The sequence below is a fragment of the Corynebacterium sp. NML 150383 genome, assembly GCF_002285085.1.
Classification (GTDB): domain Bacteria; phylum Actinomycetota; class Actinomycetes; order Mycobacteriales; family Mycobacteriaceae; genus Corynebacterium; species Corynebacterium gottingense.
Genome location: NZ_NSGK01000017.1, coordinates 1 through 20,082, shown reverse-complemented (window position 1 = coordinate 20,082; position 20,082 = coordinate 1). Strand labels below are relative to the sequence as shown.

Here is a 20,082-nt window from a genome sequence, read left to right as displayed (position 1 = left end):
GTGAATTCCTCTTCAGCGTGCCACTGCCAGTCACACTGAGCCACAGGCCACCAGGCGGGCAGATCAACATCAACCTCGTTGAAGGAATGAAGCACCGCAAGCCGCCACGGATGAACCCGAAACTCGCTAAGCCCCGACCGAAACGCAGACCACAAATATGACCCGCTAGAAACTGTCCAAGAACTCCATGGATTCCGTGTCCAAAAAGTCATTGGACTCCTTGTCCAAAAACTCTATGGACATAACAACGCAGACCACAAATATGACCCGCTAGAAACTGTCCAAGAACTCCATGGATTCCGTGTCCAAAAAGTCATTGGACTCCTTGTCCAAAAACTCTATGGACATAACACTTCTTAACTAGATCTCCCGATTCAACCTCACGCACGGAGTTCTGGATATAGATTTGTAATTCGCCTCCTTCACTGCCACTCAGTTCAACAGAAATCGGGCTTTGTGGAGCATGAACACTAGCATTGGCTAGAGCCTCTCGAACTACTTGCGAGACGAGCTGGCGCATTTCCCGTGGCATTTCATCCACCTGGCGAAGCGATCTAGTGTTCAGCGTAATGTCGGCCCCGCTTCTCCGATTTTCAGCCACGATCGCAGCTAAATCTTCGGGGGCCTGGAAAGCCGACGCATCGTCCAAGCGGTCAATAAGAACTCTGAGGTCCGCTAACGTCTCTACCGCGGTCTCTCGTATCAATTGAGCGTTCTCCTTGATCACGTCGGGGCCAGCTTCGGAGTTGACCTCGAGGCCACCCGCTTGCAGTGACAACAACGCTAGCTTATGGCCAACATGATCGTGCGCTTCATTGGCGATCCGGGCTCGCTCCCTGAGGACGGCCTCTGTAGCCACCCTTTGCCGCTCTAGCTCTTTATGCTGCGCAATCACCCGGTACGACTCAACCAGATTTCTATTGTAGGAAATAACCAGCCCAGCCAGGAACGGCACAATGACGAGAACCGTGCCTTCAACCAGCCAGGCAATAGTTGGATCATTGGTTTCCTTCTCACCCGCCTGAACAGTGACGATCGTTTCCTTCTCCGACCACCCGACTCGGCAGAGGACGAAGGCAGCGACCACAGCCGCGAAACTGCCCCATCCTCGCTTACGCAGTGCCAAGTTGAACACGGTCGGAAGAAAGAAGACGTTAGTTGCAAAAAGAGCACAAACTGCTGGCGGAAAAAGAACCAGAAAGGGATGTCGTTTGCGTTGAAATTGCAGCGCGATCATCAATGCGATTAGCGCTATTAACGCCACCCGACTTTGCTCGCTAGCTCCGCTCAGTGAGACGAAACCGATCAAGCAGATTGACGCAAGGTAGATGAGGTCGCTCCACGTCTGACCCCCAAAAGGGACCGTCACCCGAATCTGAGACTACGCGCTCCAAAGTGACGCCCCCTTTTAGTCGCAAAGATCCTTGACCAGCAAGAAACAGGCGGAACATTGCGCAATTCTAGCTCGTCAACACACACTCGGGCAACTGAGGATTCATAGCTACTTGGCCAAATTTTTAAATGTCCAGTTGGCCGATACCCGGATCGGACCCGGTAATTTAAACTGAGGATGGCGGTCAAACGGTCGCCCTCCCCACTGAAGTCATCGGAAATAGAAAGGAGTACACGTTGGACAAGGAAAACGTTGCCCCGTTCGAAATGGAGCGGATCGACTACCCGGTAATCGAGGAAGACGCTCCAATGCCCCCATTGAGCCAGGAGATGGTCCGACAGGAAGCAAAGCAGGGGCTTCTCGAGATCAGAGATTTTGTGACCGGGGACGAGTTTGTCGCGATGCTGCAAGAACTGTATGCGCTACCGGTTCAGGAACGCGACGAGTTCGTTCGAGGCACGATCCTCGACGAAGATGAGTTAGAAGATCGAGGTATCCATGTGCCTGAGGGCCTGAAGATCCAACGTTCGCGGTTTGGCGACGGCCGACCCACTCTGTTTTGCGTGGCGAAACTCTTGTCAGACGGGGTCAGGAAAGTGACCTACACGTTCGACAGCGACGCGGCACTAGCTTAAGAGGTGCACCTGTGGAAGTGACTAAGAAATTCACGGATAGAGCCAGTTTTCACGGCGCAACTAAAACTGAGCTCGAGTCGAATGATGCTGGTCGACGACTGTTCGGGCTTGCGAATCAGGCGGCTCTTTTTCCGCACCAAGGCGAAATCTTTCTCAACGAGAAGAAATTGGTCCTTGGTGACTGGCTGACTCTGTGGCCCACTGATATCCAGGATGTTGACGTCGAGTTCACACCCGAGTATGGGCGCTTCACAGCGGGCGGTAGCCGAGGCGGATTTCCCTCTCTCGGATTCGTTAGGGATCTTGGTAAGCCCCTGAACCTCTATCTCACTAACGGAGACAGAATCTCACTTCTAGTGAACTTCAGACTCGTCAGTGGAACTAACGACAATAAGTCCTGGCTCGAGAAAATTCGCTCGTTCGCCAACATCGGATGACTCCCTTTGTTCACCCCAAGCAAATCATTGCAATACCAGAAAGGATTCACCATGTCCGTAAATACTTCACCATGTCCGTAAATACCACGTTCAACAAGATCGACAGCGAGATCGCCGAGGTAGAGCTTCGCATCAACAAGGAAACGATCACGAAGCAAATCGATGACTTCATCGAAGTTATCGCTTCTGATGGGTTCATCGGCTACATCAACGATGTCGCTCAGCTCCCCACCCATGCGAAAAGGAAGGAGCTTACTGCAAAGACCGCCAATCTCGAGACTTTGCGAGAGCGCGGAGTGCCAGTTCCTGACGGACTGCGATTCACAACGCGCGAATTCGAGCTACCCGAAGATGGTCGTGAGGCTGAGGGTCCCCTGCTCAAGGTTCGACCGGAACTTGATCCGCGAATGGGAGGCTGCATCAGCATCGGTTTCTACGTCTGCGCCAGCTACGGCAACTAGCTAAAGTTGCGCCCTAACCACCTACGAAGTAGCCCCGATTACAAGCGGGGCTACTTGCCTACGAATGGTACTTAGATGAAAACACCTCAAGTCGCTGTAAAACTTTCTAATCTTAGCAAGAGGTATGGTTCGACTCTCGCACTCGATGACATCAATGTAGAGGTCCCCGCAGGGACAGTAGTGGGTCTTGTGGGGTCGAACGGTAGCGGAAAGTCCACACTTCTACGCCTTATTGCCGGAGTCGAACGCCCTTCCCACGGGGAAATCGAGTTCTTCGGGAAAAACCTCGCCTCCAGCGAAACTATAGGGAGCGGGACTGGAGCTGCAATCGACGCAATGGCGCTTTGGCCGCGCTGGTCAGTCAAACGAACTTTGACATACCTTGGTCAACTGACTGGGCGAACGGACGAGGAAGTCAAGGACGTGATTAAATCCCTGTCGTTGGGTGAGTATTCGTCGAGAAAAGTTCGGACGCTATCGTTTGGAAACCGTCAACGGGTGCAAATTGGTGCTGCTTTGATTAATGGTTCACTCCTGACCATTCTTGACGAACCAATGAACGGTTTAGATCCCCAGGGGCGCCTGCTTATGCGAAACCTCATAGAGCAGTTACCAACTGACGAACGCACTGTCTTAATCTCAAGCCACGACCTCAATGAAATTCAAACCCTTTGCTCCCACATCATCCACCTAGAACGCGGAAGAATGATTTTTGCTGGTGAGCTCGCTAGCTACGTGGGGGAAGCGAAAACTTTCTTAGTACATTATCCGCCGGAACTGAGTGAGGCGATCAGTTCCATCATTGATCATCGGCGTGTCCGAACTGGCTCGCACAGCCCTGGCGTGCTGGAGGTGGACGATCAGAATGTCGAAACCCTACGGACCCTAATGGAGGAGCACTCCATTCCGGTCTTGAATCTGGAGACGAAGAAGCACACTTTGGAGGATCAGTTTCATGCACACGGCAGACCGTAAGACGGTGGTCAAAGTCGAAACCAGAAGGTGGATACTTCATCCGGGAGTCTTTGCTCTACTCGTAGTTGTGCCGTTACTAACCGCACTGTTGTCATACGCCGCAGTCATGGCATCAAGCGGGGCCTCCTCAGATGCCGGTGCGGTCTCGATCGACACCACGGCAGCACTCGGGCCCGACTCAGAAGATCCGGAGAAGCTGGATCTCGCCGCAACCTCGATCTATCTACTAGCGCCACTTGCCGCTTCACTCCACGGCGTTCTTTTCGCTGGAAGCGAGCTCTCATCGGGCGCTCTGCTCAATATTGCGGTCGCGGCGCGGCGTTTGAGAACGATCTTCGCCGTTCGGGCGCTATCTCTGGTACTTTTGTCGTTAATAACCGGAGCAATCCTAACCGCATTATCGATCGCCGGGTTGACGACAGGTTTGAGGCAAGCCGAAGTACCAAGCCTCACCCCCGAAGCGCCCCTTGGTACCGTCATCCTGGGCGGATCCATTCTCTACGCCACCGTTGCCGTGATCGCATTTGCGGCAGCAACACTGCTAAGACGGTGGGTCGTCGTTTTGGTTGCACTCGTAGCTTACTTCGTTGTTGCAGAACCCCTGCTAGCCTCAATGCTGTCCGAACGTGCTTCGAACTGGTTGCCTCACGTTTCGCTTGGAAAGTGGGTGGACCTTGAGCCCGAGAGACGATTCGCTTTCCCAACTATGGTTCTGGCGCTTTTGGCTCTGGTCACTGCCGTGGTTGGCACGCAGCGTGATCGAGCTGCGAGGTAAGACCGTTTCTGTGAATTCAGGAGACTAGATGGATCTGTTCCGCCGACTCGCTCGCTATCGTCGTGAGATTTTCGCGGTGCTCATACTCCAGCTGGTTACCACCCTCGCCACGCTGTACCTACCGGACCTCAACGCAGACATTATTGATAACGGTGTCGCGCGCGCAGACGTGCCCTACATCTGGAACGTGGGCCTGCGCATGCTCATCGTCGCACTCATCCAGATCGTGGCGGCCATCGGCGCGGTGTGGTTCGCCTCCCAGGTGGCCATGAAGACCGGCCGGGACATCAGGGCCGCCGTCTACGACCGAGTATCGGGCTTCACCAGCGAGGACATGGCCCGCTTCGGCACCGCCACCCTAGTCACCCGCGGCACCAACGACGTCCAGCAGGTGCAAATGACATTCCTGCTGTTCATGAACTTCATGGTCGCCGCACCCATCATGGCCATCGGCGGCATCATCATGGCCCTGCGCCAGGATGCGGGGATGTCCTGGCTCGTTGTCACGGCGGTGGTCGTGCTCGCCGTCGTGGTGGGCGTCATCGTGGCGATTCTTATGCCGCTGTTCAAGCAGATGCAGAAGCGGCTGGACGCAATCAACGTCCTGCTGCGCGAGCAGATCGCCGGCATCCGCGTGGTCCGCGCGTTCGCCCGCGAGGACTACGAGACCGAGCGGTTCACAGACGCGAATCAGCAGATCACTAAACTCAGCCTGAATATCGGCCGGGTATTCGTGACCATGTTCCCGGTCATCATGCTCATCCTGAACCTGGCGACAGCAGCGGTGCTCTGGTTCGGCGGCCACCGCGTGGACGAGGGCCTGGTAGAGGTGGGCGCGCTCACCGCGTTTATGCAGTACCTCATGCAGATCCTCATGGCGGTGATGATGGGCGTGTTCATGCTGATGATGCTGCCGCGCGCGATCGTGTGCGCCCGCCGCGTGGCGGAGGTATTGGGCCACGCCCCGCAGATCGTCGAGCCGGCGCGCCCTACTTCCCCCACCGCCCGCACCGGTGAGGTGGAGTTCCGCGACGTCACCTTCACCTACCCCGGCGCCGACGCACCCGTTCTCAAGCGCGTGAGCTTCACCGCCCGCCCGGGCACGACCACGGCGATCATCGGCGCCACCGGCTCGGGCAAGACGACGCTGCTCAGCCTCATCCCGCGCTTGCACGTGGCCACCGAGGGGCAAGTGCTTCTCGACGCCACCCCCATCGACAACCTGGCCCGCCCCGACATCGTCGAGCGTGTCTCCATGGTCCCGCAGAAGCCCTGGCTGTTCAGCGGCAACGTCGCCTCGAACCTGCGGATGGGCAACCCGGACGCGACGGACGAGGAGCTGTGGAACGCGCTGCGCGCGGCGCAGGCCGACTTCGTCGACGACCTGGACATGGAGATCTCGCAGGGCGGCACGAACGTCTCCGGCGGGCAGCGCCAGCGCCTCTCCATCGCGCGCATGCTGGTGGCGCAGCCGGACGTGTTCCTGTTTGATGATTCCTTCTCCGCGCTCGACGCGTCCACGGACGCGCGCGTGCGCGCCGCGATGACCGAGTACACCGCGGGCAAGGTTGTGATTGTGGTGGGGCAACGGGTGGCGTCGATTAGCGGTGCCGACCAGATCCTCGTGATGGAAGCCGGCGAGATCGTGGCACGCGGCACCCACGAAGAGCTGCTGGAAAGCAGCCAGACGTATCGGGAAATTGAGCAGAGCCAGAAGGCGGTGCAGGCATGAGTGAGCAAGAGCCTCGGAAGGCGAAACAGTTTTGGCCCTCGGCGAAGCGGCTGATCGGGTTGCTGGCGCCGTTCAAGATCGCGCTGATCGCGGTCTTTGTGATGAACGCCGCATCGGTCGTGCTGTCGGTGTACGCGCCCCGCGTGATGGGACGGGCGATGGACGTGATCTTCTCCGGCGCGATCTCCGCCCGCATGCCGGGCGGGGTGACCAAGGAGCAGGCGGTGGAGGGCATGCGCGCCGCCGGCGAGGACCGCTTCGCCGACATGGCGGAGGCGATGGACCTGCGGCCCGGCGAGGGCATCGACTTTGACCACCTGCGCGAGCTGATCATTGTCATCCTCGCCCTGTACCTGTGCTCCTCCGTCCTCATGTGGGCGCAGGGCGCGCTGCTGAACCGGCTGACCATGCGCACCGTCTACGACCTGCGCGAGCGCGTCGAAACGAAGTTGAACCGGCTGCCGCTGAACTACTTCGACTCCCGCCAGCGCGGCGACGTGATGAGCCGCACCACCAACGACGTGGACAACGTCCAGCAGGCGCTGCAGCAGGCGCTGTCGCAGATGTTCAATGCGGTGATCACCCTGGTGGGCATCATCGTCATGATGTTCTGGCTGTCCTGGCAGCTCGCCCTGCTGGCGCTGCTGGCCATCCCGCTCACCGCGGTGGCGATGGGCGTGGTGGGGACCCGCTCGCAGAAGCAGTTCGCCGCCCAGTGGAAGGCCACTGGCGACGTCAATGGGCATGTGGAGGAGTCATTTTCCGGCCACGACGTCGCGCTCATCTTCGGCCAGACCGAGGAGCTGCGCCGCACCTTCGACGCGCGCAACGAGGAGCTCACCGGCGCCGCGCAGAAGGCGCAGTTCCTGTCCAACTCGATGCAGCCGATTATGCAGTTCGTGTCCTATCTCTCCTACGTGGCCATCGCCGTCTTCGGCGGCCTGCGCGTGGCCAACGGACACATGACGCTTGGCGACGCCACCGCGTTCATCCAGTACTCTCGCCAGTTCAACCAGCCGCTCGGCCAGATCGCCGGCATGATGCAGATGGTCCAATCCGGCGTCGCGTCAGCGGAGCGCATCTTCGAGCTGCTCGACGCTGAGGAAGAGGTGGCGGATGTCGAGGGGGCGTCGACAAGCGCGCGGCCCGAAGGCCTGGTGGAGTTCCGCGATGTGTCCTTCTCCTACACCGACGAGCCGCTGATCCAGGACCTCTCGCTGCGCGTCGCGCCGGGGCAGACCGCCGCGATCGTGGGGCCGACCGGCGCGGGCAAAACGACGCTGGTCAACCTGATCATGCGGTTCTACGACGTGGACGAGGGGGCAATCCTTATCGACGGCCACGACATCCGCGATTTCAGGCGCCCCCACCTGCGCAGCCAGATCGGTATGGTGCTGCAAGACGCGGTCCTGTTCAAGGGCACGATCATGGAAAACATCCGCTACGGCCGCCTCGACGCGACGGACGAGGAGGTCATCGAGGCCGCGAAGGCGACCTACGTGGACCGCTTCGTGCACGCGCTGCCCGACGGCTACGACACCATCGTGGACCAGGACGGCGGCTCCATCTCCGCGGGCGAGCGGCAGCTGATCACCATTGCGCGCGCGTTCCTCTCGCGGCCGGGCATCCTGATTCTGGACGAGGCGACCTCGTCGGTGGATACGCGCACCGAGGTGCTGGTGCAGCGGGCGATGAACGCGCTGCGGGCGCAGCGCACCTCCTTTGTCATCGCGCACCGCCTGTCCACCATCCGGGACGCGGACGTGATCCTGGTGATGGAGGCCGGGCGGATCGTGGAGCAGGGCACGCACGAGGAACTGCTCGAGCGCAAGGGCGCGTACCACGAGCTGTACCAGAGCCAGTTCTCACATAGCTAGGCTACCTTTATACAATTCCCCGGAAGTTAACCGGAAATACACAGCAATTCCGCTTCTTGCTCATAAGGTGCACTCTCGACCAAGTCCATACGACGTTGATTGAGAGCGCACATGAGCAGAGATGCCAAGCACGCCGAGACCGGCGCGCGCGACGTGGCACACGGCAGCACCGCCGTTGCCACCAAGACGAAACCCGCCCCGGACACGGACGCGCCAAAGAACGCGGACGACGAGACGACCGCCGACCCGCTCGGCTGGCTGCCGCTGAGCGGCACCGCCAAGAAGGTCGCGGAGTGGATCTCCGTCGTCCTTGCGATCTGGCTGCTCCTCAACGCCGTCGGCATGATCGGCGCCGGCTTCAAGATGGCCGCGGGCGACCAGGCGAAGGAACTGTTCTCCTTCGCCGAGAACCCGTTCGTGGGCCTGGCGGTCGGTATTCTCGCCACCGCCATCATGCAGTCCTCCTCCACCACCACCTCCATTACCGTCGGCATGATCGCCGGTGGCCTGCCGCTGGAGGTGGCGGTGCCCATGCTCTTCGGTGCCAACATCGGCACCACCGTCACCTCCACGCTGGTGGCGCTCGGTCTGTCGGGCAACAAGCAGCAGTTCCACCGCGCGTTCTCCATGGCCACGGTGCACGACTTCTACAACCTGCTCGCGCTGGCGATCTTCTTCCCGCTGGAAATCTTCACCGGCTTCCTGTCCAAGATTTCCGGCGTGTTCGCGGGCTCCCTCGCGGGTGAGGGCGACGGCGTGCTCGCCGGCATCTTCGACGCGATCGGCAGCGGCGTCGACGCGATCACCAAGCCGCTGGTCAACCTGGCCAAGCTCATCGTCAGCCCGCTCGGCGACGTGTGGGGCGGCATCGTCCTCTCCGTCGGCGGCGTAGCCCTGATCCTGGTGGTCATCGGCTACATCGGCAAGATGCTTTCTGCACTGCTGGTCGGCCGCGCCCAGGAATTGCTGCACGCTGCGCTGGGCCGCGGCCCGGTCACCGGCATCCTCTCCGGTGCCGTGATCACCACCGCCGTCCAGTCCTCTTCCACCACCACCTCCCTGACCGTCCCGCTCGCTGCCTCCGGCAAGTTCAAGGTCAAGGAGCTGTTCCCGTTCGTGGTCGGCGCCAACATCGGTACCACCATCACCGGCCTCATCGCCGCGTTCTCCGCCTCCGGCGTGGAGGCAGAGTCCGCGATGCAGGGCGCGCTGGTGCACACCATGTTCAACGTCTTCGGCGCACTCGTCATCATGTCCCTGCCGTTCCTGCGCGCCCTCCCGCCGAAGGGCGCAGACTGGCTGGCCACCATGGCGGACAAGAACAAGTGGTACGTCTTCCTCTGGGTCGGCGGTGTCTTCTTCGCCCTCCCGCTGCTCGCCGTCCTCATCACCAACGTCTTCTTCTAAGGAGCCCCCATGACCACCCCCGACAACGCACAGTCAAAGTCCGGCCAGCGCGCCCAGAAGCTTATCGACGCCGACGCGCCGAACAACGAACTCCAGCAGCTCATCGACGAGCTCGAAGAAACCACGAGCGTCCTGCGCGCCGAGCTCGAGATGCGCCGCAAGACGGACCACGAGCGCCTCACGCCGGAACAGCTGGAGGAGCTTAACCGCATCCCGGAGTACCTGGAGATGACCCGCCCGCGCTGGCGCGACGTGCTCACCTTCTTCCGTGAGTTCCGCAACGAAGCAACCAAGAAGCACCAGTAAGGCAGGCACAGCACGTATGAAGCAGCAATTCATCGCACTGACCGCCGCGCTCTCCCTCGCGGCGACCGGCCTGACCGCCTGCGCAGGCAGCGACGCCGAGAGCGACAACGACCCGGTCTCCGGCGGCGCGATCCGCGTCACCGGTTCCGCCACCGTCGAGCCGATCACCTCCTTCATCGCGGACCGCACCGACCACGACGCGCGCATCTCCGCCGACGGCTCCACCGACGGGTTCGAGGCGTTCTGCGACGGCAAGTCCGACCTCAACGACTCCTCCGTGGCCATCCCGGCGGAGTTCCAGCAGCAGTGCAGCGACAATGGTATCGAGTTCATCGAGCTGCCCATCGCGCTCGACGCAGTGACCATTGTGAAGCACGCCGACAACACCTGGGCCCAGGACCTCACCACCGAGCAGCTCCACGACATCTGGGCGGCGGACTCCCCGGTGACCAAATGGTCCGACATCGACCCGTCCTGGCCGGACGAGGAGATTGGCCTGTACGGCCGACCGGATGGCTCCGGCACCCTCGAGGTGTTCAAGGACAAGGTCCTCGAAGGCGACACCATCCGCGACGACTACGAGGCGACCGACGACATCGACGAACTGTCCGGCTGGATCGCCGACGACCCCAACGGCATCGGCTTTATGGGCGTTGGCAACTACTTGGCCACCGACGGCGAAACCCGCGACCTGATCGACAACGTCACCATCGACGGCATCGCGCCCTCCCGCGAAGCCACGCAGGAGGGCGAGTACCCGCTGTCCAGACCGCTGTTCGTCTACGTCAGCGCCGAGGCCCTCGACGGCAACGACGCGCTCGCGGACTTCATGGGCACCTACCTCGACCGCGTCGAGGGAGTACTGCCGCGCGTGTACTTCTACCAGCTGCCCGAGCAGGACTACGACGACGCCCGCACGCGCTTCGACAATCGCGTCACCGGCGCCGACGATCGCTGGAGCGCCTAGAGCACCACCTACAGTGCTATGGTGGGGCCGTTACTCTCTCTGTGAACTGTAAGGAGCATTTCCCCGATGAGCAGCGCTTTCCAGCCCTCCCAGCCGGAGCACATCCGGCTTTCTGACGCGGACCGCACCGAGGCAATGTCCGCTCTCGGGGAAGCGCTGAGCGAGGGCCGCCTCACCCTCGGGGAGTACGACGAGCGCTGCCAGTGCTGCACCCAGGCGCAGACCCGGGCGGACCTCGTGCCGCTGTTCGCCGACATCCCCCAGGCACCCGTCATGGGCTCCAGCGCCGGCATGCCGGCGGCCCAGCACGACGTGCCCGTCTTCACCGCCCGCGAGCTTGTCGAGGCGCGCCGCTCCGGCCGCCGCACCCGCGCCGGCATCTTCTGGCTGGGCACCATCGGCAGCATCACCCTCGCCGGAGCGGCCTCGCTCCCCGCCGTGCTCGCGGTCATCCCGGTCCTGTTCATCCTGCTCTACGTGATGAAGGTGGGGCCGGACTCCTGGTACTCGCCGTCGCTGCGCGACATGGAGCGCTCCAAGCGCCGCCTCGTGCGCGCCAAGCAGCTGGAGCTGGAGGCGGACCGCGCCTACGACGCGGCGCGCAGGAAGGCGGAGCGCCGCGAGCAGATCGACCAACTCACCGGCGATACCCTCAACTTTGCGCAAGAATCCCTCAACAGGTTCCGCCGCCGCGACTAATATGGCCCTATGGCCAAGAAACATCCCAAAACCCCAGACCAGCCAGCCAATCCCGAGAAGGTGGCGTCGACACGCGCCAAGCGTACCCACCGCCACTTCGACCAGGCCGACAAGCTCAAGAACGTCTTCTACGACATCCGCGGGCCCGTCTCCGCGACCGCGGAGGAGATGGAGCGCGACGGCCACACCATCCTCAAGCTGAACACCGGCAACCCCGCCGTGTTCGGCTTCGAGGCCCCGGACGTGATCATGCGCGACATGATCGCCAACCTGCCCACCTCCCAGGGCTACACCACCTCCAAGGGCATCACTTCCGCCCGCCGAGCCGTGGTCACGCGCTATGAGCTTATCGACGGCTTCCCGCCCTGCGACATCGACGACGTGTATTTGGGCAACGGCGTCTCCGAGCTGATCAGTATGGTCACGCAGGCCGCGCTCAACGACGGCGACGAGATCCTCATCCCCGCCCCGGACTACCCGCTGTGGACGGCGGCCTCCACCCTCGCCGGCGGCAAGGTCGTGCACTACCTGTGCGACGAGGAGGACGACTGGAACCCGTCGCTGGAGGACATCCGGTCCAAGGTCACCGACAAAACGAAGGCCATCGTGGTGATCAACCCCAACAACCCGACGGGCGCCGTCTACTCCCGCGAGACCCTCGAAGGCATCGCTGACATTGCCCGCGAGCACGAGCTGATGATCTTCGCCGACGAGATCTACGACCGCATCCTTTACGACGGCGCCCAGCACACCTGCATGGCCGAGGTCGCCCCCGACGTCATCACCATCACCTTCAACGGACTGTCCAAGGCGTACCGCGTCTGCGGCTACCGCGCCGGGTGGATGGTCATCACCGGACCGCGCCGCCGCGCGAAGGGCTTCATCGAGGGCATCGACCTGCTCTCCGGCACGCGCCTGTGCGCCAATGTGCCTGGTCAGCACGCCATCCAGGTGGCGCTCGGCGGCCGCCAGTCCATCTACTCGCTGACCGCCGAGGGCGGCCGCCTGCACAAGCAGCGCGACGTCGCCGTGCGGAAGCTCCGCGAGATCCCTGGCGTTTCCGTCGTCGAGCCGAAAGGCGCGCTGTACTGCTTCCCCAAGATCGACGCGGAGATGTACGGCATCCACGACGACGAGCGCTTCATGCTCGACCTGCTCAAGTCCGAGAAGATCCTCATGGTCCAGGGCCGCGGCTTCAACTACCCCACCCCAGACCACTTCCGCGTGGTCACGCTGCCGTGGGCATCGCAGCTGGAAAACGCCCTAGAGCGGCTGGGGAACTTCCTCGCCGACTACCACCAGCACTAGGGGTCGTTTGTTGGTGGTTGGGTGCCGCTGCCGGTCCTTCCGCTTCCGCCGCAATCTGTCAGCCGCGGTCCACCTTCAAACCATCACCTATCCCGACTTACAGCAGCGCAAACCCTTGACCCCCGACGGACACTGTCATAGTATCGACGAGGAACTGTCCCCGAAGGAAGGAATAGGCCGTGCTCAAGTTCCGTGTTTCCGCCTAACACGAAACAGAAAGTTGAATGAGCATGCCTATTTCCCTGAATAACGTCTCCCTCGAGTGGCCTAACGGATCCCCCTGCTTCTCGGACTTGAACGCCACTTTTTCAAGTCACCTGACCGGCCTGATCGGCGATAACGGTTCCGGAAAAACGAGTCTGATCAGGGTCATCCTCGGCGAGCTGCAACCGAGCACTGGTTCGGTCGAGCGCCCGTCGAAAATCGCTTACCTGCCTCAGGATCTTGGACTGCAACCGGACACTACAGTTTCAGACGTCTTTGGGATCACCGAAATCATCGAGGCAATCAACGCCATCGAAGGTGGCCAGTTCAATCCCGAATTGTTCGAGCTCATCGGTGACCGGTGGGATGCTGCCGAAGAGACTCGGGCTGTGTTGTCAGCTCATGGACTCGAGCTTAACCTGGCTAGGCCGCTGTCTACCCTGTCCGGTGGAGAGGCTGTTCGTGTTGCACTAGCTGCGCTCATGGCTGACAACCCCGATTTCATTGTCATGGACGAGCCCACGAACAACCTCGATGCGGAAGCGAAAGCCCAGCTAATCCGCTCTCTTTCCAAATCCACTGTTCCTGCGATTGTGGTGAGCCACGATCGCGACTTGTTGGATTCCGTGGACGGAATTGCAGAACTTCACGACGGGAAGCTTCGTCTTTTCCCCGGTAACTACTCCGTCTACCGTGAAGCTCTGGCCAATGAACAGGAAGCAGCGATGCGGGAGGTGCGGGACAAGAAGACGATTCACAGTAGGCAGGTTCGAGAGCGTGAGGCAATGCAAACTCGCATTGCTCGGGACGCTCGTCGCGGAAAGAAGTTCGCTGCTAACAATCGTAAACCTGGCATGGCGATGGGGCTGGACAAGGATCGGTCTGAGAAGACTGCTGCTCGGCGTGGTTCGGCTCATGCCGAGTCTGTGGAGTCGTCTCTCGCTGAGTATCGTCACGCGCAAGACAAGGTACGCGACGACCAACACGTGTACATTGAGCTTCCCGGTACGGCGCTTCCGAACGGAACCCGCGTTGTGGAGATCCCAGGACTCACTGTTGTGGGCCCCGAGCGTGTCCGGATCACTGGACCGAACGGCAGCGGAAAGACGACCCTGCTCAACTCTGTTGCAGACGGAGACGCGGGGTACGCGATTAGGAATGTGGGGTACCTCCGGCAGCGCATTGTTCTTGATCCCAACCGGTCAGTTTTGGAGTTGGTCTCGGAGGCCAACGCGTCTGCTGATCCGCAGTATATTCGGGACCAACTCGCGCAATTGTTGTTTCAGAATGAGACTGTGCACGCGCCTATCGGAACGCTTTCGGGTGGTGAGCGTTTCCGCGTTGAATTTGCCCGTGTTCTTCTTTCGTCGCCTGCTCCGCAGCTATTGCTTCTCGACGAGCCCACCAACAACATCGATATCTCAACCGTGAACTGGCTTGTCTCCGCTCTTGAGAGTTATGCAGGTGCGCTTCTTCTCGTCAGCCACGACGAAGACTTCTGTGAGCGTATGAACCTTGACAGGGAAGTTTCCATCGATGATTTGACCTGATGTTATGGGCCTCTTCCCGAAAATAGTTCCCGGTTTCAAGGCGAACCCGGGAACTATTTTGCAACTCCCGCCTACCTCGGGCGTTGCGGCCCTACACCGGCCGGAAGGTGTCCGCCGAAGCCGCCTGCCAGTCCTCGGCCCAGCCCTGCGGGGCGTCGTCGAGCAGCTGGCCGGGCGCGAGCCACTCGTAGAGCTCCGCATACGAGCGGGCCTCGGTCGGCGAGACGTTGCGACGCAGCATCGCCGGGTTCAGCTCGGCCGGGTCGCTGACACCCATCGATGCCATGAGCCGCACCGCCTGCTGCACCGTCGCCTTCTGGAAGTTGTAGACGGCCCGCGACTTCTCCTCCACCACGACCGCACGAGTGCGGCGCGGATCCTGCGTCGCCACACCCGAGGGGCACTTGCCGGTATGGCAGCGCTGCGCCTGGATGCAGCCAAGCGCCATCATCATGGCGCGAGCGGCGTTGGTAAAGTCGGCACCCTGAATCATGCGCATCACAATATCCGCACCGCCGGCGACCTTGCCGGATGCGCCGAGTTTGACCTGGTCGCGCAGGCCTGTGCCGACAAGCGCGTTGTGCACCGTCATCAGCCCGTCGGTAAGCGGCATGCCCACGTGGTCCTCAAAGTCGATGGGTGCCGCACCCGTACCGCCCTCGGAGCCGTCGACCACGATGAAGTCCGGGGTAGTGCCCACCTCCCGCATCGCTTTGCAGATCGCGAGCACTTCTCGACGGCTGCCCACGCACAGCTTGAAGCCTGCGGGTTTGCCGCCGGACAGCTCGCGCATCTGCGCAATAAATTCGATCAGCTCCGTCGGCGTGGAAAAGACGCGGTGCCTGGCCGGGCTTATGCAATCCTGGCCACGCGGAACCCCACGGATCTGCGAGACTTCTTCGGTGATCTTGTCCGCCGGCAGCACCCCGCCAATGCCTGGCTTCGCACCCTGACTCAGCTTGAGCTCCACCATCTTGACCTGGTCATCCGCAGCCTTTTCTCGGAATTGTGCGGGATCGAAGTCGCCGTCCGGAGTGCGTGCGCAGAAGTAGCCGGTGCCCAGCTCCCAGATCAGGTCACCGTTATTTTCCATGTGGTACGGGCTCAGCCCGCCCTCGCCAGTATCGTGGGCGAACCCGCCGAGTTCCGCGCCCTTGTTCAGCGATCGGATCGCGTTACGCGACAGCGAGCCGAAGCTCATCGCGGATACGTTGAGCAGCGACATCGAATAGGGCTTCGCGCAGTCCTTGCCCCCAATGAGCGTGCGCGGTGGCTCATCTGGCTGCGCGACGGGTGCGACCGAGTGCACGAGGTACTCGTGGCCCGGCTCGCGCACGTCTTGCACCGTGCCGAAAGCGGTCTCACTTTGGATACCCTTTGCGCGCTCGTAGATAGCGTTGCGCTGGTCCCGGTTGAAGGGTCGGCCGTCCCAGTCCCACTCAATGAAGTATTGGCGCAGCTCTGGGCCAATATCCGTGAGCAGGTAGCGCATGTGCCCCAGCACTGGATAGTTCCGCAGTACCGGGTACTTTTGTTGCTTCAGATCGTGGACGGCGACCCCGCCGAGGGCCGCCGCAGCGGCACCGAGGGCGCTCTGAACAAGGTGTGGAGACTTCTTATTAGGCATACCTCCATCATGCCCCCGTTTCGTGGCGAGTTCTACAAGCTGCGTCCCAACGCCCGGATCGTCCAGCCCGCCTGCTGCCACGCGGGGACGGGGAGGACGTTGCGGCCGTCGATAAGCACTCGCTGCTCCACGAGCTTGGCCGAGGCGACCGGATCCATCTCCTTGAACTGCTTCCACTCGGTGGCGAGGATGACCAGCTCAGCGCCGGTCAGCGCGTCATCGAGGGTGTCGGCGTAGTCGAGGGTGGGGAAGACGCGGCGGGCGTTGTCCATCGCCTCCGGGTCGAAGACGCGCACCGCGGCGCCCGCGAGCGAGAGCTGGCCGGCGACGGCGAGCGCGGGCGAATCGCGCACGTCGTCAGAGTTCGGCTTGAACGCCGCGCCGAGGACGGTGATGCGGCGGCCGATCAGGCTGCCGAGCTCCTCGCGCGCCATGTCCACCACGCGCTCGCGGCGACGCATGTTCACCGCGTCCACCTCGCGCAGGAACGTGAGCGCCTGGTCGGCGCCCAGCTCGCCGGCGCGCGCCATGAACGCGCGGATGTCCTTGGGCAGGCAGCCGCCGCCGAAGCCAAGGCCGGCGCCCAGGAACTTGCGGCCGATGCGGTCGTCGTAGCCGATGGCGTCGGCGAGCTTCGTGACGTCGGCGCCGACGATCTCGCAGACCTCGCTGACCGCGTTGATAAAGGAGATCTTGGTGGCCAGGAACGCGTTGGCGCTCACCTTCACCAGCTCAGCGGTCTGCAGGTCGGTGACGATGAACGGCGTGTCCTTGGACAGCGGGGTGGCGTAGACCTCGCGCGCGATAGCCTCCGCCTGGGAGTGCTCCGGGCGAACGCCCAGCACGATGCGGTCCGGCTCGATCGTGTCCTTCACCGCGTAGCCCTCGCGGAGGAACTCCGGGTTCCACGCGATCTCCACCGACGTGCCCGGCGCGGCCAGCGCATCGGCGCGGGCCTGCAGCTCCGCGGCCGTGCCCACCGGCACCGTCGACTTCCCCAGGATGACGTGCTCGCCTTCCAGGTGCGGCACCAACGAATCGATCACGGCCTCGACGTAACGGGTATCCGCCGCGTAGGAACCACGCTGCTGCGGGGTGCCCACGCCGATGAAGTGTACGTTGCCAAACGCCGCCGCCTCCTCGTACGAGGTGGTGAAGTCCAGGCGATCGGCCGCCATGTTGCGCTCAAGGACCTCGGGCAAGCCCGGCTCGTAGAACGGGACCTTCCCTGCCTTGAGTCGATCGATTTTTGCTTCGTCTACGTCCACGCCAAGCACCTCATGGCCAAGCTCAGCCATGCATGCCGCGTGGGTTGCACCGAGGTAGCCGGTGCCAATTACTGTCATCCGCATAACTGACCATTATGCCCGTTCCTGTGAGACGGGGCAGGGTGAGGGGGGACGCGGGACGCGGCTGCTATTCTTTCAAATTTGCGAAGAAGCAGCGCACGACGCGATCCTATTTTGCAAAAACCCCTGTTTTTGAAAAATAGACCACGCAGATCTTTGCTACGCTTGCAGAATTGCAAAAAACGAACCGCAAAGGACGGCCGAAGTGAGCGATTACAAATCACTGAAGACGCTGTTTCACATGTCTTCAGACGGCCGCCGTGCTGCTCAAGCGGAGTACACATCCAGGTTTAAATCCCCTGCAACCCTCCATTGGAACTTCCAGGTTGGTGAGCACGAACTGTTCGTGGTGCTTACCGGTGAGATCCAGTCGCTCCTCGAACAAGTTTGGCGCACTGAGCTCCAAATAGCTCACAAGTGGGTGACGCTTCCCGGCGTAGCACGTAGTCACTACCTTACCGGCCTTCTCATTGGAGAAATTAAAGCTACGAACCAAATCGAAGGTGTTTACTCGACGCGCAAGGAAATCGTCGATGCCCTTACCAGCCCTAAGAGCGGACCCCACAAGCGTTTCCGGGAAATGGTTGCCTTCTACAAATCACTGTTGGACCCCAACGAACGCCCGGCTTTTCCAGATTCGTCGGAGGCACTGCGCGCAGAGTACGACAAACTGCTCTCGAAGGAGATCAGCAGCGACGACCTACCCGATGGCGAGCTCTTCCGAGCCGACTCCGTAGAAATCCACGACGGCGTAAGAGAGGTGCACAGGGCCCCGCGCAGCGAACACGACATTGAAACGCGGATGCAAACCTTCCTCGACTCTCAGTTCCGTGAAACGCATGTCCTCGTGAATGCGCTCATCGGTCATTTCATATTCGAGTACACTCACCCGTTCTACGACGGAAACGGACGCATGGGGCGATTTTTGCTTGCGTTCAAGGCGCTCGAGATTCTCTCCCCACCCACTTCAATGTCCCTGTCTCATCAGTTCTCGCTGCAACGGAAGAAGTACTACGCGGCCTTCATAGATGCAGAAAATAGTATGAACTTTGGAGAAGCGACATTCTTTCTCAAGGCAATGCTCGAAATGCTGGTCGATGCCCAAGAAGACTTAGAATCATCTCTTGACCAAAAACACGCCCAACTGAGGAGTTTGCAAGACACTCTATCGGCGTTAAAGCGTGATCAGTATGAACGCGGTCTCCTATTCCTAGCGGCGCAAGCACTGCTTTTTGGACCAGACCTCCCCATTCCACTGAAGGAGGCAGCAGCCGCCATGGAAAGGTCTTGGAACACCCTCCGCCCCGTTGCAGACAAACTCGAATCTGAGGGACTGCTGCACTCAGTATCAAAGCGCCCACTCACCCTTGAGCTGACGGAACTAGGCAGAAGGCACCTGGATCTGATGTAACTCCTGCACGGTGGGCGTCGAAAAGCGAAATGCCCTACTGGAAATTTAGGTACGCGCGCGACGGCGTCGGCCCGCGCTGGCCCTGATACTTCGACCCCAGCGCGCCCGAACCGTACGGGACCTCGGCCGGCGACGACATGTTGAAGATCGCGAGCTGGCCCACCTTCATGCCGGGCCAGAGCGTGATGGGCAGGTTGGCCACGTTGGACAGTTCGAGGGTGATGTGGCCGGAAAAGCCCGGGTCGATGAAGCCCGCGGTGGAGTGCGTGAGCAGGCCGAGGCGTCCGAGCGAGCTCTTGCCTTCCAGGCGGCCGGCCAGGTCCGCGGGAAGCGTGAAGCACTCGAGCGTGGACGCGAGGACGAACTCGCCGGGGTGGAGGACGAAGGCCTCGCCCTCCGGGACCTCGACAGCCGTAGTGAGGTCGGGCATCTCCAGCTTCGGGTCGATGTGTGTGTACTTCGAGTTGTTGAAGACGCGGAAGAACTTGTCCATGCGCACGTCGATCGAGCTCGGCTGCACCAGGGCGGCATCGTAGGGGTCGATGCCGAGCTTGCCGGAGTCGATAGCGTCGCGAATGTCATGGTCTGAAAGAAGCACGCCACAAGCATACGGCAGGCTCGTTTTCCGTTTCAGCGCGGGACGGTGCTAAAGTATTGCCATTGTCGCGCTGATTCGGCGCGGCAGAATGCCGGCGTAGTTTAGTGGTAGAACATCAGCTTCCCAAGCTGAGAGTGCGAGTTCGATTCTCGTCGCCGGCTCCAATTTGATGAGGCCCGCTTCCCCGCTTCGTACCGGGAGGCGGGCTTTTTCGTGTGCGGTTTTTGTGTGCGGTGTGTCTGGCGGGTTAAGCGACAAAATGTGTGCTTTTCTCGGCGTGTCGACTTAAGCGACAAAATGTGTGCTTTTTTGGGGGTGGGATGGGTGGTTTTTGGGTGTGTTGTGCTGGGGTTATGTTCGTCCTGCCCAGC

At 61.1% G+C, this 20,082-nt stretch carries 18 protein-coding genes and 1 tRNA gene; 15 read left to right on the top strand and 4 right to left on the bottom strand.

Going from position 1 to position 20,082, the window contains the following annotated elements; translation table 11 throughout:
* Positions 1-313 precede the first annotated feature (313 nt).
* The gene (locus CKJ85_RS11615) at positions 314-1,237 is read right to left on the bottom strand and encodes a sensor histidine kinase (RefSeq protein ID WP_143340205.1); all 924 of its coding nucleotides are present in this window, start codon (positions 1,235-1,237) and stop codon (positions 314-316) included.
* A 392-nt stretch (positions 1,238-1,629) separates the two neighbouring features.
* Here CKJ85_RS11615 and CKJ85_RS11610 point away from each other — a divergent pair, with 392 nt between their 5' ends.
* The 13 genes from CKJ85_RS11610 to CKJ85_RS11555 all read left to right on the top strand — a co-directional run bounded on the left by CKJ85_RS11610 (position 1,630) and on the right by CKJ85_RS11555 (position 14,726).
* A complete protein-coding gene (locus CKJ85_RS11610) occupies positions 1,630-2,028 on the top strand; it encodes a hypothetical protein (protein WP_095537492.1) in 399 nt (132 codons plus the stop codon).
* A gap of 11 nt (positions 2,029-2,039) precedes the next feature.
* A complete protein-coding gene (locus CKJ85_RS11605; RefSeq protein ID WP_095537491.1) occupies positions 2,040-2,465 on the top strand; it encodes a hypothetical protein in 426 nt (141 codons plus the stop codon).
* Positions 2,462-2,926, top strand: coding sequence for a hypothetical protein (locus CKJ85_RS11600; protein ID WP_133064030.1), 465 nt, complete (start codon positions 2,462-2,464; stop codon positions 2,924-2,926). Before CKJ85_RS11605 ends, CKJ85_RS11600 begins: the two co-directional genes overlap by 4 nt.
* 75 nt (positions 2,927-3,001) lie before the next feature.
* On the top strand, positions 3,002-3,901 hold the full coding sequence (locus tag CKJ85_RS11595) for an ABC transporter ATP-binding protein (RefSeq protein ID WP_095537489.1): 900 nt from the start codon (positions 3,002-3,004) through the stop codon (positions 3,899-3,901).
* Entirely contained in the window at positions 3,882-4,676 is a 795-nt protein-coding gene (locus CKJ85_RS11945; RefSeq protein ID WP_038592731.1) for an ABC transporter permease, read from the top strand. The genes CKJ85_RS11595 and CKJ85_RS11945 overlap by 20 nt, the downstream gene beginning before the upstream one ends.
* Before the next feature lie 28 nt (positions 4,677-4,704).
* Positions 4,705-6,408, top strand: a complete 1,704-nt coding sequence (locus CKJ85_RS11590) for an ABC transporter ATP-binding protein (RefSeq protein ID WP_095537488.1) — start codon at positions 4,705-4,707, stop codon at positions 6,406-6,408.
* Positions 6,405-8,285, top strand: a complete 1,881-nt coding sequence (locus CKJ85_RS11585) for an ABC transporter ATP-binding protein (RefSeq protein ID WP_095554406.1) — start codon at positions 6,405-6,407, stop codon at positions 8,283-8,285. Before CKJ85_RS11590 ends, CKJ85_RS11585 begins: the two co-directional genes overlap by 4 nt.
* Before the next feature lie 111 nt (positions 8,286-8,396).
* Positions 8,397-9,692, top strand: coding sequence for a Na/Pi symporter (locus CKJ85_RS11580; protein ID WP_095554405.1), 1,296 nt, complete (start codon positions 8,397-8,399; stop codon positions 9,690-9,692).
* A 9-nt stretch (positions 9,693-9,701) separates the two neighbouring features.
* Positions 9,702-9,998 carry a hypothetical protein gene (locus CKJ85_RS11575; protein ID WP_095275691.1) on the top strand — a complete coding sequence of 99 codons (297 nt, stop codon included), beginning with the start codon at positions 9,702-9,704 and terminating at the stop codon, positions 9,996-9,998.
* A 16-nt stretch (positions 9,999-10,014) separates the two neighbouring features.
* Entirely contained in the window at positions 10,015-10,965 is a 951-nt protein-coding gene (locus tag CKJ85_RS11570) for a substrate-binding domain-containing protein (RefSeq protein ID WP_095554404.1), read from the top strand.
* 66 nt (positions 10,966-11,031) lie between these two features.
* Positions 11,032-11,664, top strand: a complete 633-nt coding sequence (locus tag CKJ85_RS11565) for a DUF1707 domain-containing protein (RefSeq protein ID WP_095554403.1) — start codon at positions 11,032-11,034, stop codon at positions 11,662-11,664.
* 9 nt (positions 11,665-11,673) lie between these two features.
* Positions 11,674-12,972: a pyridoxal phosphate-dependent aminotransferase gene (locus tag CKJ85_RS11560; protein ID WP_095554402.1), complete on the top strand. Its 1,299-nt coding sequence runs from the start codon at positions 11,674-11,676 to the stop codon at positions 12,970-12,972.
* 230 nt (positions 12,973-13,202) lie between these two features.
* Positions 13,203-14,726 carry an ABC-F family ATP-binding cassette domain-containing protein gene (locus CKJ85_RS11555; protein WP_095275695.1) on the top strand — a complete coding sequence of 508 codons (1,524 nt, stop codon included), beginning with the start codon at positions 13,203-13,205 and terminating at the stop codon, positions 14,724-14,726.
* 91 nt (positions 14,727-14,817) lie between these two features.
* On the opposite strand, the gene CKJ85_RS11550 is transcribed toward CKJ85_RS11555, so the two are convergent.
* Complete coding sequence (locus tag CKJ85_RS11550) at positions 14,818-16,353, bottom strand: FMN-binding glutamate synthase family protein (RefSeq protein ID WP_095554401.1); 1,536 nt, start codon at positions 16,351-16,353, stop codon at positions 14,818-14,820.
* Positions 16,354-16,385: 32 nt separating this feature from the next.
* Positions 16,386-17,705: a UDP-glucose/GDP-mannose dehydrogenase family protein gene (locus CKJ85_RS11545; protein ID WP_095537481.1), complete on the bottom strand. Its 1,320-nt coding sequence runs from the start codon at positions 17,703-17,705 to the stop codon at positions 16,386-16,388.
* A 202-nt stretch (positions 17,706-17,907) separates the two neighbouring features.
* On the opposite strand from CKJ85_RS11545, the gene CKJ85_RS11540 reads away from it, so the two are divergent.
* The gene (locus CKJ85_RS11540; protein WP_095537480.1) at positions 17,908-19,113 is read left to right on the top strand and encodes a Fic family protein; all 1,206 of its coding nucleotides are present in this window, start codon (positions 17,908-17,910) and stop codon (positions 19,111-19,113) included.
* 34 nt (positions 19,114-19,147) lie between these two features.
* On the opposite strand, the gene dcd is transcribed toward CKJ85_RS11540, so the two are convergent.
* Complete coding sequence (gene dcd / locus CKJ85_RS11535; RefSeq protein WP_095536034.1) at positions 19,148-19,711, bottom strand: dCTP deaminase; 564 nt, start codon at positions 19,709-19,711, stop codon at positions 19,148-19,150.
* 90 nt (positions 19,712-19,801) lie between these two features.
* Here dcd and CKJ85_RS11530 point away from each other — a divergent pair.
* A tRNA-Gly gene (locus tag CKJ85_RS11530) sits at positions 19,802-19,875 on the top strand.
* Positions 19,876-20,082: the final 207 nt, after the last annotated feature.